Source organism: Burkholderia ubonensis subsp. mesacidophila (genome assembly GCF_002097715.1).
GTDB lineage: Bacteria > Pseudomonadota > Gammaproteobacteria > Burkholderiales > Burkholderiaceae > Burkholderia > Burkholderia mesacidophila.
Genome location: NZ_CP020738.1, coordinates 1,861,965 through 1,876,259 on the forward strand (window position 1 = coordinate 1,861,965; position 14,295 = coordinate 1,876,259).

General features: G+C 66.6%; 12 protein-coding genes. 3 read left to right on the forward strand and 9 right to left on the reverse strand.

Annotation, left to right across the window (positions count from 1 at the left end; all coding sequences use genetic code 11):
* The first annotated feature begins 2 nt into the window (after nucleotides 1-2).
* Nucleotides 3-1,565 carry a hypothetical protein gene (locus tag B7P44_RS25775; RefSeq protein ID WP_084908760.1) on the forward strand — a complete coding sequence of 521 codons (1,563 nt, stop codon included), beginning with the start codon at nucleotides 3-5 and terminating at the stop codon, nucleotides 1,563-1,565.
* A gap of 63 nt (nucleotides 1,566-1,628) precedes the next feature.
* On the opposite strand, the gene B7P44_RS25780 is transcribed toward B7P44_RS25775, so the two are convergent.
* Entirely contained in the window at nucleotides 1,629-2,657 is a 1,029-nt protein-coding gene (locus tag B7P44_RS25780; protein ID WP_084908761.1) for a DNA-binding protein, read from the reverse strand.
* A 308-nt stretch (nucleotides 2,658-2,965) separates the two neighbouring features.
* Between B7P44_RS25780 and B7P44_RS25785 the strand changes: the two genes are divergently transcribed.
* Nucleotides 2,966-4,465 carry a GGDEF domain-containing protein gene (locus B7P44_RS25785; RefSeq protein ID WP_084908762.1) on the forward strand — a complete coding sequence of 500 codons (1,500 nt, stop codon included), beginning with the start codon at nucleotides 2,966-2,968 and terminating at the stop codon, nucleotides 4,463-4,465.
* Nucleotides 4,466-4,682: 217 nt separating this feature from the next.
* Here the strand turns inward: B7P44_RS25785 and B7P44_RS25790 are convergent, their stop codons facing one another.
* The 3 genes from B7P44_RS25790 to B7P44_RS25800 form a co-directional block, all read right to left on the reverse strand.
* Nucleotides 4,683-5,351 (reverse strand): nitroreductase, encoded by a 669-nt coding sequence (locus B7P44_RS25790; protein WP_084908763.1) that lies wholly within the window; start codon nucleotides 5,349-5,351, stop codon nucleotides 4,683-4,685.
* Nucleotides 5,352-5,430: 79 nt separating this feature from the next.
* Nucleotides 5,431-6,765: an APC family permease gene (locus B7P44_RS25795; RefSeq protein WP_084908764.1), complete on the reverse strand. Its 1,335-nt coding sequence runs from the start codon at nucleotides 6,763-6,765 to the stop codon at nucleotides 5,431-5,433.
* Between the two features lie 84 nt (nucleotides 6,766-6,849).
* Nucleotides 6,850-7,698 (reverse strand): carbon-nitrogen hydrolase family protein, encoded by an 849-nt coding sequence (locus tag B7P44_RS25800; RefSeq protein WP_084908765.1) that lies wholly within the window; start codon nucleotides 7,696-7,698, stop codon nucleotides 6,850-6,852.
* Between the two features lie 130 nt (nucleotides 7,699-7,828).
* On the opposite strand from B7P44_RS25800, the gene B7P44_RS25805 reads away from it, so the two are divergent.
* Nucleotides 7,829-8,707 (forward strand): response regulator transcription factor, encoded by an 879-nt coding sequence (locus B7P44_RS25805; RefSeq protein WP_084910024.1) that lies wholly within the window; start codon nucleotides 7,829-7,831, stop codon nucleotides 8,705-8,707.
* Nucleotides 8,708-8,799: 92 nt separating this feature from the next.
* Here B7P44_RS25805 and B7P44_RS25810 read toward each other — a convergent pair whose 3' ends face one another.
* From B7P44_RS25810 to B7P44_RS25830, 5 genes are all read right to left on the reverse strand, one after another.
* Nucleotides 8,800-10,143 (reverse strand): serine hydrolase domain-containing protein, encoded by a 1,344-nt coding sequence (locus B7P44_RS25810; protein WP_084908766.1) that lies wholly within the window; start codon nucleotides 10,141-10,143, stop codon nucleotides 8,800-8,802.
* Nucleotides 10,144-10,196: 53 nt separating this feature from the next.
* Entirely contained in the window at nucleotides 10,197-10,574 is a 378-nt protein-coding gene (locus B7P44_RS25815) for a BON domain-containing protein (protein ID WP_084908767.1), read from the reverse strand.
* Between the two features lie 45 nt (nucleotides 10,575-10,619).
* On the reverse strand, nucleotides 10,620-11,687 hold the full coding sequence (locus B7P44_RS25820; RefSeq protein WP_084908768.1) for a porin: 1,068 nt from the start codon (nucleotides 11,685-11,687) through the stop codon (nucleotides 10,620-10,622).
* Nucleotides 11,688-11,797: 110 nt separating this feature from the next.
* Nucleotides 11,798-13,099, reverse strand: coding sequence for an MFS transporter (locus tag B7P44_RS25825; RefSeq protein WP_084910025.1), 1,302 nt, complete (start codon nucleotides 13,097-13,099; stop codon nucleotides 11,798-11,800).
* 50 nt (nucleotides 13,100-13,149) lie between these two features.
* On the reverse strand, nucleotides 13,150-14,292 hold the full coding sequence (locus tag B7P44_RS25830; RefSeq protein WP_084908769.1) for a CaiB/BaiF CoA transferase family protein: 1,143 nt from the start codon (nucleotides 14,290-14,292) through the stop codon (nucleotides 13,150-13,152).
* Between the last annotated feature and the right edge of the window lie 3 nt (nucleotides 14,293-14,295).

Sequence of the window (14,295 nt, forward strand, 5' to 3'; positions counted from 1 at the left end):
AGATGACCGCCTCGAGTCCCGCACGTCCGACCACGCCGAACCGCCGGCGCTTCCTCCAGCGCGGCGCCGCGCTCACGCTGTCGCCGCTCGTCGGCACGCTCGCCGCCTGCGGCGGCGACAACGGCGGCGCGACGTCCGCATCGTCGTTCGCCGCCAAGGCCACCGCGCAAAGCGCCGGCATCGCCGACCGGTCGATCACGATCAACGTGGTCAATGCGATCCCGTCGTCGACGCTCGCGTTCGGCAACGCAGCAAGCCAGAGCGGCTCGGTGCCGCAGGCCACGCAAGCGCAGATCGGCACCGGACAGTCGAGCGCCGTCAGCGCGACGAACAGCTGGGGCGATTGCACCGGCTCGTTCAACCTTGCCGGCGGCGACGCGTCGTTCGCGATCTCGTACGTCCATCCGTTCGGCTCGCAGCCGACCACCGTCAGCGTCACGCCGTCTGCCGGCTACGTGTCGGGCGCCGACGCCGCGACGTTTCCCGGTCACGATTCGGTCGCGAACCTCAACCTGTATCGCGGCGTGCCGACCGCGACCGGCGCGTGGGTCGTCCCCCTCGCCCAGCTCGCGACGCCGCCGGCCAACAACTGCCAGGACTTCGCGAACAGCATGTTCGGCAACAACGTGCGCACGGCCGCGGCGATCCGGGCCGCCTATCAGGGAACCGGCCCGCTCGGCTACGTGCCGCCCGCCGATTTCACCGGCGGCCAGCTGGCGGGCTTCGTCGCGCAATGGGTGCAGCGCTGGCTGAACGGCGCGTCGTACACCGTGCTGCCCGACGCCGACGCGCAGCTCGTCGACGCGCTGAAGCAGTACGTGTCCAGCGCGTCGAACGCCGGCCCGCTGACGATGTGGGTGCCGCAGGTCGCGTGGCAGGCCGGCTCCGATCCGGCGATCTTCGCGCTGACGGGCTACCGCGCGTTCCCGTTCGCCGACGCGCAGGCCAACTGGAACGCCGATACGCTGTCCGCTTTCCTGACGCTGCTGGCCGCCGGCTCGCACCTCGTCGCGATCAGCGCCACGCGCGACCTGCCAGCGGGCGTCACGATGCAGGCGTTCGACAGCTTCATGGGATCGAGCGGGCTGACGACGTCGACGGACATCGGCAACTCGCACTACGCGTCGCTCGTGAACACGACGGGCCGCTACTACCTGAGCGTCGGCAGCGATTTCGCGCCGCGCAACTGCGGCCTGATCCTGTCGTTCCTGTATGGACGCACCGTCAACGACATGCTCGCGGGCGCCGGCACGTACAACACGTTCATCCAGCTCGAGGGCTGGCAGGCCGGTGGTTCGCGCCACAACACCGACTACGACACCTATCAGCAGACGCTCTGGAATATTTCGACCTACGGCGCGTCGGCGTACAGCGAGAAGCGCGCGACGTCGATCTTCCTCGCGCCCGCCGGCTGGACGCCGCAGGTCTATCAGACGACGAGGATGATGCCTTACGTCGGCGCGTATGCTCAGTCGAACGGCACGCCGCAAGGCTGGCTCAACACGTCGCTCGTCACGATTCCGGCGGACGCGCCGCCGCTGCCGGCACGTTACGTGCTGAGCTGATGGTTCGCGCGCCGGGCGGGATGCCGCCCCGGCGCGCGCATCGAGACAACGGCCGTCGCGCCGTCAGCTCGATGCTTCCTCGACGCGCTTCTTCGCACGCGGCTTGCGCTCGCCCTGGGTGGCGGCAGGCGCTTTCCTGGCAACACGCCCCTGCGGCGTGCGGCTCGCCATCGCCAGCGCCGCGATCTCCCGCCTCAGCGTATCAAGCTCGTTCCCGTAGACCGCATTCGTCGCCTGCGCGCCGTCGAGCTGCCCCTGAAGCACCCCGCATCGATGCAGCGCGTCGCCGAGTTGCGCCTGCAACCCGGCCAGGTCGTGCCGATACTGGGCGTCGCGCTGTTCGGCGCGCGCGGTCAGCACGTCGAGTTCCTTCTGCAACCGCGCGGCCGTCACGCGCTCGCGATCGATCTCCTGCAGCGCCCGCTTCTCCGATGCGCGCAAGCGCTCTTCGGCACGATTCGCGTCGTCGCGCAGCCGGTCGAGCTGCGCGGTGAAATCCGCGCGCGCCTGCGCGAGCGCGCGATCGCCTTCCGCGTTGTCGGTCTTCAGGCGCTCGATCTCGGCCGCCAGCGCGCGCTGCGATGCGCCATCGGCCGCACGCGCCTGTTCGAGCTCCTGAATCCGCACCTGCGCAACGAGCAGCGCAGCCGTGCGCTGCTCAAGCGCCGTCTCGGTGCGCGCGAGTTCGGCCTGCAACGCGGCGACTTCGTTCTTCGCGACATCCCGCTCCGCTTCCACCTCGGCGCGCAGCGCATCGAGCGACGTCGCGGCCGCGGCCGTCGATCGGCTCCACAACGCCGCCACCAGCTCGCCCGCCGCCACCTGCAGGTCGGCCGGCAAGTCCGGATGTTCGATCCGCACGCGGCTCTTTTCCCGCAGATCGGCCCAGAACTCGCCGAGCACCGCCGTCGGCGTGCTCATGCTGCCCCTGCGCACCAGCTGATACAGCCGGTTGGCGGTCGGCGTGATGCCGAAGCGGAAGAACAGCAGTGCGCACACCTCGCGGTACAGCTCGCGGGTTTTCGGGAAGTCGGCCTTGAGGCGTTCGATTTCGGCGGCGACGCGGGTTTCGTCGGGGGTGAGGTCGGACATGGTCGGGGTTCGCGGGGGATTTCGTAAATAATATAACGTAAACCGTCATATATCCAACTATCCGCCACTTCATATTTGACATTATTTCTATAATGTTGAAATTATGCGTCGCGACTTAGCAGAAATTTGTGGTCCACGTCCGTTTGCAGAAATTGGTTACCGCGTCGCATCGCGCGGCACCGCGACCTTCAGCCGATCCACGTCACGCATCGCCATCGCCCGAGCCTCGATTTTCCGCCTGCCTTGCCGTTAACCCGGCTTTCTCCCCGCTGGACTAACTAGACCGACCACCCCACTCAAAATCGAGCATGTCCCCATCCACTTCAATCGAGAAAATAGCCGACTGGGCGGGACGAAACCATATCGTCGTCGGCGCGCTGGGCACGCTGATGTCGTTGGCAGCCGTGAGCGTCAGCGTGATCACCCTTTGGGCCGCGAGAAGCGAAGTCGTGAAGCATGCGCACGAGACATCCCGGAACGTCACCGCCCTCCTGGTCAGCGAGATCGAGCGAACCGTCGAAACGTCCAATAGCGCCCTCGTTGTCCTCGCGTCCGAACTCGGCAACCCCGCCGTTCGGCGCATGGATCCGCTATTGCGGCACGATTTGCTGTTCGAGCGCACCGCCGCGAAATTTGTCACGGGGATGGGCGTAACGGACCGCTACGGTCGGCTGATCGACGGCTGTTGCAGCACCTCGCATCTTTGGGATTTCAGCGATCGCGATTACTTCACCGTCCATCGCGAGTCTGCGGACGTCGGTCTTTACGTATCGGAGGCCTATCGGGCGCGTTCGCGCGGCGGCCAGGAGTCCATCGCCCTGTCCAGGCGAATCGACCGGCCGGATGGTTCGTTCAACGGCATAGCGGTCGTCGCCATCGACTTGAACTACTTCGGCCGACTCCTTTCCAGGCTGAACGTCGGCCCCAACGGCATCAGCGCCATCCTGCGCATGGACGGCACCATCCTGGCCAGGAATCCCCCTCTCAGCGAGCACCAGATGACGCGGCTGCGCAATTCGAAGGCATTCGAGCGCATGGTCAGCCGCGATTCCGGATTCTATGCGTCCCGCTCGACCATCGACGGGACCTTGCGGCTGTATACGTTCCAGCGCGTGCCGGGTACGCCGCTCATCGCCGTCGTGGCGCCAGCCGAGCGGGATGTACTGGATGACACCACGCGCATGTCCTGGAAAGTCGGCATTTCCGCTTCACTGATCGGGGCATTGTTCTGTGCGGTGGTCTGGTTGCTGGCATTCGCATTGCGAGACAATCTACGCAAGCAGACCCTGTTGACGGATCTCACCCGGACCGATCCGCTGACTGGCCTTCGGAATCGCCGCGCACTCGACGCGGCGCTCTCGGACGAATGGGGAAGACTCCATCGCAGCAGCAGCGGCAGCCTGTCCCTGCTGTTTATCGACGCCGATCATTTCAAGCAATACAACGACCGCTACGGACATGCGCAAGGCGATACGGCATTGAGATATCTGGCCGAATGCATCCGGAAACATACGCGGCGCCGCAGCGATATCGCTGCGCGATACGGCGGCGAAGAATTCGTCGCCGTCTTGCCGGACACCGACGAAATGGGGGCCGCGAAGGTTGCGGAAGCCATTCGCGTCGAAGTCGAACGCAATCGGCTATCCGGGTTTCCCGATGCCGTGCCCCCTTTCACCGTGAGCATTGGATGTGCGACCGCTCGCAACGCATGCCCTGCTTCGATCGAGGCGTTGGCGAGTCACGCGGATTCGGCACTGTATGCAGCCAAGCGCCAGGGAAGAAACCGGGTTTGTCGCGCCACGATCTAGCGGCGCAGCCGACGTCGTTATCCGGCGGCGGCGACGGCGCAGCGGCGCACGATCTCACCTGAAAACCGGCTGATGCCGGCGCCCGGATCGATGCCGCGGATCGCCTTCCAGGGAGTCTCGCGTCGAAACACTAACATCAATTTCGGTCCGGATTTCCTAAAGCAGACCAGTCGGCGCGACCGCCGCGCCGGACGCTGCCCAGAAAATCGGGATCGGATTACGACGCACGTTCGCAATCCGTCCAATACGCAAAGGGATCACGATGATCGGGGTAGTTCTCGTCAAGCCATTTCAGCAATGTCGTTCGCGCACGGTCCAGATCGGCTTTCAACGACGAACTCGTCATTTCATGCACTTCGCCGGATTTTTCCCGATCGATCACGAAGCATTGCCAGTCGGGGCCGTCCAGCTCCGGATCATCGGCCGCCATCGATGATCGTCCCCAGGCAAACCCCTTGCGTGCGTCGATATAGTATCGAGGATGCACTTTCAGATAGGACATCTCGCCACCCTGCAAGCTGCTCTCCGCGCGCAGTATGTCGTGGCTGTCGACGATCTGCGTGACGCCCGGAAGCTGGCGGAATCGCCATCCGGCAGGCAGTCTTGCCACGGCCTGAACGCTGTCATATGCGCCCCACTCCAAGCCCCAGGCTTCGGCCATGCGCTTCATGAACGCGTCCGCATTCGGGTAGCCGCGCAGCTGGATTCTTGTCGACAGCGCGACTTCGACTCTGCCGCGAACGCCTGGATCGACACCGGCGCTGCCGTCTGGCGCGTCGAACGGACTGCCGGAACGTGACGCGCGATTCGCGTCCGCGGGCGGAGCGCCCGAGAACAGTTGGTCAAGTGCCGCACGAGCTTTTGCCGACTTGTCTGACCGATCCATCACTCACCTCTCGTTCACATTGGGAATCCCGCTCCGAAACACTAACACGCATTTCTGTCCGAGCTTCTCAATGCGGACCTTACAATGCCACCTCAGGCGGCGGCTGCCTGAACAATCGCGTAATCCACGCCAAATAGGCGACCCCGATCGCGAACCACGCGACCCCGAGCACGATCGCCGTCCGCTCGAGACTCGTGAGCAGCCAGATATCCGCAACCAGACCGATCATCGGAAAGACCAGCCCGCCAAGGAGTCCCATGTGCCTGTTCTCGCCACGGCCGGACAGATGGATCTTCGCTACCGACAGGTTCACCATCGAGAACGCGAGGAATGCGCCGAAATTGATAAACGATGTCGATGTCGTCACGTCGAGCTTCAATGCAAGCAAGCCGATCGTGCCCGCAATCGCGATATTGAACACCGGCGTCTTGAAGCGCGGGTGAACGAACCCGAACACCCGCTTCGGCAGCACCTCGTCACGCCCCATCGCATACAGCAACCGCCCGACGCTCGCCTGCGCCGAAATCCCGGACGCAAACTGCGCAATGATCAACCCCGCGAGAAATACGCCAACGAACACGTCGCCGCCGACCTTCTTCGCAACTTCGAACGCAGCCGAATCCACGTCATGGAATCGAACGCCCGGATGCGCGAGCTGCATCGAATACGCGGCGACGATGAAAATGATCCCGCCGATCAGCGCAATTCCGACGATCGCCCGCGGGATGTTCTTTTCCGGCTCGACCGTCTCCTCGGTCAACGTCGACACCGCATCGAATCCGAGATACGAGTACGCCGCGATCGCCGCGCCCGCGAACATCGACGACACCGGCACATCGGCCTTGAAGAACGGCGCCGCCATCGCCATGCCGCCCGGGCCCGCCGCCGACGACGCATAGTGCCAGCACAACGCGACGAACAGCACGAGGATCGCGAACTGCATCGCCATCAGCACGATGTTGAAACGCGCCGCCACTTCGATGCCGACGATGTTGAGCACGCTCGTCGTCACGACGAATGCCACGATCCACACCCATGCAGGAATCGCCGGAAACGCCGCCCCCAGATACGCGGCGCCGATCAGCCAGATCACCATCGGCAGAAAGAAATAGTCGAGCAGCGTCGCCCAGCCGATCAGGAACCCGAGATTCGCATTGAATGCCTTGCGTGTGTACGTATAGGCGGAACCCGCCATCGGATAAAGTCGCGCGAGCTTGCCGTAACTCATTGCGGTGAACACGATCGCGACGAGCGCAATCAGATAAGACAGCGCGGCCGTATCGCCGCTGGCCTTCGCAAGCACGCCATATGTGCCGTAGACGATGAGCGGTGCCATGTAGGCCAGCCCGAACAGCAAGACGGACGAAAAGCCGAGCGTCCGTTTCAGATGTGAATGTGTCTCCGTGTTGCGCATCGCGCTTCCTGCCTTGTCTCGTTGTATGAAGTCGTCAACGGCCGCCGGATGCGTGCCGGCGGCCTGTCGTAGGGAGCTGTGCGGTTATGTGGCGCTCGCCGCCTTTCGCGGGATGACCAGCACGTTCGCCCCGTCTGCCGCCGCCCGGCCGCGCGGCAGATCGAGCGACACCCGCGCATCGTCCAGATACCGATAATCCTTGCGGCTCGCCGCAAGAAGCGAGCGGTCGATCCGCGCCTTGATGGTGGTTTCGTCGGCGGCAGCCAACGCGACGACCTCGCCGAACGGATCCACGAGCGCCGATTCGCCGGGGAATGTCAGGTTGTCGTCACCGTCGCCGCAGCGATTCACCATGACCGCGAACGCCTGGTTCTCCATCGCCCGCGCGGCGATCGCTCGCCGGTGCACCGGGCCGAGCGGATCCATGTTGCCGTCGGTGACGATAAACAGATCGGCGCCGAGCGTCGCGAGCGCACGCGCCCCTTCGGGGAATTCGATGTCGTAGCAGATCTGCAGGCCGACGGTCATCCCGTTCCATGCGCACGTCTCGTAACGGTCGCCCGGCGTGAATACGCCGACATCCGTCGCCCACAGATGAACCTTCCGATAACGCAAAACGACCTCGCCGCTTGCGTCGATCAGCACCGAGGTGTTGTAGCATTCGCCACCGTCGCGCTCAGCGAGACCGACCACGACCGCCACGCGCGCACGCCGGGCCGCTGCACGGACTGCGGTCAATGCCGCACCGTCGATCGGCTGCGAGATGTCGAAGACGTTCTCGCGCGTCGGAAAGCCTGACAACGTCGTCTCGGGAAAGACGACGAGCTGAGTGCCGCCGGCCACGTCGGCGGCCTCGATCGCGTTGATCACTTTGCGCGTGTTGTGCTCGACGTCGCAGTCGACGAGGGTGAGCTGAGCGAGTTCGACTTGCATGCGGATGCTCCTTTTGAATATGCAGCAATGGTTGGCCGCTTCGTCGCGGGCCGCCTGACTTGATCGACGCATTATCTTCATAATGTTTTTGTCCGTAACGCCCCAGATGGGTTACCTCAATGGAGACGTCATGAACCTCGAATGGCAGGATCTCGCTTTTCACCGCGAGATCGCCACCTTGATCGATGCGCTGGACGGGCCACATTTCTGGGCAAGGCTCACGCGTGTGCTGGAGCGCCACATCGCGGTGGATGCGTGGGTCGCATTGCGCTTCGCACGTCATGGGCCGCCGCTCGTCTGCGCCGAGCAGGCGCTGCCCGACGGCCAGGTCGACCTGCTGTTCCAGGAGTACGTCGCCGCGTTCTATCAGCTCGACCCGTTCTATCTCGACGCGTTCGAGCGCCGCGCGTCCGGCCTCTGCCTGCTCGCCGACGTCGCACCCGACAACTTCAAGGCGACCGAATACTATCAACGCTACTTCCGACGGAACATCGTCGGTGACGAGGCCCATTTCAACCTGATCGTCGATTCGGATCATGTGATGGGTTTCTCGATCAGCAAGAAGCAGCGTTACGACGAGCGCGAAACGTCACTGCTGACCCTGTTTTCACCGTGGGTGCTGGCGCTGATGCAGCAGCGCCTGCGCTTCGAGGATTTCGGCAAGCCAGCGTCCGGTTTGCCCGCCGCGCAAGCGCACGCGCCCGATCTGCGCGATCGCCTGACGATGTTTTCCGAACACGCAGGACACGGCGGACTGACCGCGCGCGAAATCGACGTGACGATGCTGTCGCTCAGCGGGTACTCGTCGCGAGCGATCGCCGACAAGCTGTCGATCTCGTTCGAAACCGTCCGCACGCACAAGAAGCACATCTACGCGAAGCTCGGCGTGGGCTCGCAATCGAGCCTGTTTTCGATGTTCTACGAGTGGTGCGGCACGACGGAAGCGGCGGCGGCCGAGGCCAAGCGCGCGCGTCGCGGCGGCCGCGCCCGCGACAACGAATCCGCATAGGCGCCAAGCCGCTCGCGCTCAGGACGATGCCTAGGCATGCGCCGCATGCCTGAACGGGATCACGCCCGCATCCCGCCCGATCGACGCGGGTGTTACCGCGGCGACTGCAACCGCGCAACCAGCGCCTTCGCCACGAGACCCAGCGCATCGCCACGCTCGAGCGGCGAGCGGGTGCGCTCGGTCCCGCTTTGCGCATCGCGCGCACGGGGCGCAAAATCCGGCGACGACGAGAATTTCACGATCGTGAGCGCGGCCTTCGGATCGACGAGGATCGCTTGCCCGAAGCGCCCCGCGGCAGCAAACGAGCCGTCGCCATCGTCGAGTTGATACCAGTAGTCGCGATACGCGTAACCGTCCTTGCCGGGCACGACATTGCCCTTCGCGAACAGCGCCGCGTTTTGCGCGGGCCGCAGCGCCGCGCGGATCGTCGACGCCGGGAGCACGCCCTGCGCACCGCCGAGCCCTGTACGCATGCGTTCGGCAAAGCGCGCCGCATCGCGCAGCGTCGTATGCAGGCCGCCGCTCGCCATCGCCATCCCGTTGCGGTCGACCGCGACATACGCATCGTCTTCGGCGAAATCGCGCCACAACCACTGTTCGACCAGCGCGCTCCACGATTGCCCGGTGGCGCGCTGCATCGCCCATGCCACGGCCTCGGGCGACCCGTTCTGGTAGAACCACACCGTGCCGGGCGCCGCGTCCGCCACCGGCCGCACTGTCTTCAGGAACGCGACGATGCTGTCCGGCGCGTCGGCGCGGCGCGGCAGCAGGCCGACCGCGCCGAACAGGCCGAGATCGGGCGGCAGCCCCGGCGCGTAGGTCATCGGCACTTCCATGTCGAGGTTCTGCTGCAGCGTCGCCGCGCCGAACGGCGTGGCGGCCAGTTCCGGCACGTCACGTGCAAGCGGCGCGCCTGCGTCGAGCGCACCCGCTTCGATAAGCCGCGCGGCGAGCAGCCCCGTCACCGACTTCGTCATCGATGCCCACGCATGCGGCCGGTCGGGCCGGAAGCCGCCGAAATACCGCTCATATACGATCCGGCCGTGATGCACGACGATGAAGCCGTCGGTCGCGGTATGGCGCAGATAGTCGTCGAGCGTCAGTGTCGCGCCGCCGATCGTGACCGGCAATGCGTCGAGATCAGGCACCGCGCGCTCGGGCAGCGGCAACGGCGCCGCCGCGTGGCGGATGCCGTCGGTCGGCACGAGCAGGCGCGTGTTGCGCAGCGCCCAGCGCAGGTTTGTCGGCGTGAAGACGTTCACCTTGCCGACCACCTTGTCGGCGGGCGGCGGAAAGCCCTGCATCACGTCCGTGGCGCGGAGGCCGGTTGCAGCCTGCGCGAACGCCGCGCCGGACGCGAGACAGCCGGCCAGCATCAGCGGGACGGCGATCCGGCTTGCGCCGGCCGGATCGCGAAGGAATCGATGAATCTGCATGAGTGGGTCGTCCGGTAAAGACGACGGCCGCACACCGTGCGGCCGCGTCGGTGTCACAAGGGCTGGTCGTCGATGCGCAACTGGCTCGTCACCGACACGACGCCGTCGACGCGCTTCGCGACGACGGCCGCGAGGCTCGCCTGGCTCGTGTCGGCGACCGAGCCGGCGAGCGTCACGCTGCCGTCGCGCACCCGCACGAGAATGCGGGTCGCGTTCAGTCCGCGGGTGCGGGCCAGCGCCGCGCTGACCCGCCGCATCAGCTTGCGGTCGGCCGTCTTGCGCTGCTTCGGCGTCAGGCTTGCGGATGCCGCCTCCGCAGCGGACGCCGCCAGGCCGGCGTCACCGGGCTGCGCGTGCACGGGCGCGAATGCGGCAGCGCTACCCAGCGCACCGGCCAGCATGAGTGAAAAAAGCGTGAATCGGATTCGCATGATCGAAATGGACTCCGGGTCGAGAGTTGAAAGAAACGTCGCCGCTCAGAAGCGCGTCATCAGGCCGAGCGACACACCGGTCGTCGCGCTCGCGCCGGGCCGCAGGCTCAGCGTGGCAAGCGTCGCGGGATCGCGCATGTAGGCGCCGGTCACGCCGTTGCGATCGACTTCGGCATAGACCTCGGTGCGCTTCGACAGGAAATACTCGGCGATCGCATAGGTCGTCAGCTTGTGGCCGCCCGCGCCCGTCACGTTGCCGAGATCGCGCGCGCGGTCGTAGAAACCCGCAGCGGTGATCTGCAGGAACGGCGTCGCCTGCACGACCATGCCCAGCGACGGGATGTCGTCGCGCCGGGTCGGCGCGCCGGCTTTGCGCGCGGTGACCGCGAGCGATGCGTAGCTCGCGTAGAAGCGCGCTCGGCCGATCTGCAGCGTGCCGCCGGCCTGGATCGTCTGCGCGGACTGCGTGCCGTCGGCGCTGTACGTCTTCGCATACGATGCGCCGCCGAGCACGTTCTGGAATGCATACATCGCCGCCGCCGAGAAGTTCGTGCCGGCGCGCACATTGCCCGCGACGCCGCCCGGCGACCAGCTCGCACCGAACCGCAGGCCGCCTGCCTGCCCGAGATACTTGACCGTGTTGTTGAAGCGCGAATCGAGCGTGAAGAAGTTGCCGTCGAACAGCACGCCGGGCTCGACCGCGAGCGACTGCCCGCGCCCGCCGAGCGGATCGAGGACGATGCCGAGGTCTTCCGCCGCATTGAACTGGCGCCCGAGCGTGATGCGGCCGAAACCGCCGGACAAGCCCGCATAGGCGGCCTGCGAGAACAGCGTGCCGGCGGTCTTCAGCGCACCGGTGCCGCTGTTGAACGCGCCGTCGAGCACGAACAGCGCCTGCATGCCGCCGCCCAGGTCTTCCTTGCCGTGCAGGCCGAACTCGTTGCCGGCGATCACGTTGTTGTTGAAACCGATCTGGCTGCCGCCCGTCAACCCGTTCACCCAGCGCACGCCGCCGCCAATCCGGCCGAACAGCGTGACGCTCGACTGCGCGTGCGTTGCCTGCGGCAGCCCCGACAGTGCGCCGAGCAGCGCCGCCACCATCACCTTCCTCATGCGTCTCCTCCTTCTCTTTCGTTGAACCGCCTGTCTCCGTCCTTCTTTTCGTATGACTGATTTCCTGTTCGTCCACTTCGGATCGGCCGGCCTTGCGCGAGCGATCCTGCCTAGCCGCGCGAGATCCGCATCGCCGCGGGCGCACGACGCGGTTCGCGCGCCATGCGCCGCAGCGAGCGCTGCGGATCGACGCAGATCGCGCAGAACAGCCCGCACACGACGAGCACGACGCCGCACACGAGGCATGCCTGCTCGAAGCCTCGCGCGGTCGATGCGCCGCTCGCGTCGATCAGCATCCCCGTGACGACCGGCGCGCCCAGCCCGGCGAGCGACGCGAAGCCGTTGCTGAGCGCAAGCACGCCGCCGCGCTGCGCATCCGGCGTCACTTCGGCGAGCATCGCCGGCCCGATCGAATACATCGTCAGCGTCATCCCGCTGCCGAGCGTCAGCAGTGCGAGCTTCACGGCGGGCGGCAGGCCCGGCGTCACCATCGCCGCGAGCATCAGGCCGGCGACGGCAAGCGTCGCCGCGACGAACGTGCCGCGCCCGTGCCGCGACGGCACGCCGCGCGAGAGCAGGTATTGCGAGCACCACGCGAATGCGAGGCTCAGCGGCGACGTCGTCGCGACGAACAGCGCGAACAGCCGCCCCGCCTCGTGCGGCCCGAAGCCGAGCCCGAGCTGCAGATAGCGCGGCATCCACGTGAGCGTCATCGCGAGGATCCAGTTCGCGGCGAAGTGCCCGAGAAAATTGCCGATCACGGTAAGGTCGGTCAGCAGCAGGCCGTAGCGCACGCGCTCGCCGCCCGCCGTTTGTGCTGCGCGCACGTGTGTGCCTTCCGCCCCGCACACGGCCCACGCGACGCACCACGCTGCACCGAGCAGCGCGAGGAGCGCGAAGTTCGCGCGCCAGCCCCAGTGCGTCGTGACGACCGGCATCGCGAGCCCGGCGATCAGCAGGCCGAGCGCGCTGCCCTGGTGCAGCAGCGCGACCGGCAGGTTGCGCCGCGCGTCCGGAAACCACTTGTAGAGCGCGTGCACTGCGACCGGCGACGCGGGGCCTTCGCCGATGCCGAGCAGCACGCGGCATGCGATCACGACCCAGATCGAACCGGCGGCGAGCATCGGAAGCTGCAGCACCGACCACGCGGCCGCCATGCCGAGCAGCAGCCATTTCGCGGGCCAGCGGTTCGCGGCGACGCCGCCCGCGACGGCCGCGATCGCGAACAGCCAGTTGAGGCTGCCGCCGATCAGGCCGAACTGCGTCGGGCCAAGATGCAGGTCGCGCATCATCGGCACCGACACGAGCCCGAGCACGACCTTGTCGAGGAAGTTCACCAGCATCATCAGCGCGAGCAGGGTCGCGATCGACCATGCCCGCCACGGACGGTATTGCGCGCCGTCTGTCGTCATCCAAGTCTCCATCGGTTGTGTTGTTCTCCGCCGGCCGCGATGCCGGCCGGTCAGCCGCCGTGCTCGCCGAGCGCCGGCACGTGATCGTCTCCGTCCGGCAGGCCGAGCGAGAACTTCACCGGGAAGCGCACCGCGAGCGAGCCGTCGCCGGCGATCTCGCGCGCGATGGCGCGTGCGCGCACGTGCGGATCGGCGAACAGTTCGTCCGCATCGTGCAGCGGCGACACCGGCAGATCGAGCACGCGCAGCATGCGCATCCAGTCGGTTAGCGTGTGTGTTGCGAAGACTGCGCGCAGCAGCGCACTCACGTCGCGCTTGTGCCGCTGCCGGCCCGCGCGCGCGGCAAAGCGCGGATCGCGCAGCGCGGGAAACGCGTCGCCGAGCGTATCGGCCAGCGTGTTCCAGAACTTGTCTTCGAGGGTCGCGAGCGCAACGTGACGGCCGTCGGCGGTCTCGAACAGATCGTTGTCCGGCATGACCCATCGAACGTCGTCCGGCGCGTCGCAATGCCCGCGCATCGCCCACGCCGCCGGCGCGGTCCACGCGAACATCGCGTCGTGGATCGACACGTCGAGATGCTGGCCGCGGCCGTCCGCGCGTGCGCTCATCACCGCGACCGACAGCGCCAGCGCCGCGTGCAGCGCGGCCGCGTGATCGGCAAGCCGCACGCGCGGCCGCGCGAGTGCATCGTCGATCTGCGCCGGAGTCGCCCAGTAGCCCGCTTCCGCGAGGAAATTCAGGTCGTGGCCGGGGCGCGCTGCATACGGGCCGTCCTGCCCGTAGCCCGAGATCGAGCACAGCACGATGCGCGGGTTGACGCGCGCCAGCGCGTCGTAGCCGAGCCCGAGCCGCGCCATCACGCCGGGACGGAACCCCTCGACGACCGCGTCCGCGTCACGGACGAGCGCGAGGAAGCGTTCACGGCCGGGCGCCGTCTTCAGGTCGAGCGCGACCGAACGCTTGCCGCGGTTGAATTGCGCGAACGCGTCGGCGCCGAAGTGCCGCAATGCGTCGCCGGTTCCCGGTGGTTCGACCTTGACGACGTCGGCACCGAGCTGCCGCAGCAGCGCGCACGCATGTGGGCCGGGCAGGAGCTGGCTGGCGTCGATGATCGTCACGCCGTTCAGGCACGACCACGACGGCTTCCCGCCGCCTGGCGCAGCGGCGCCGTCACGTTCCGGAGCGGCCGCCATGCG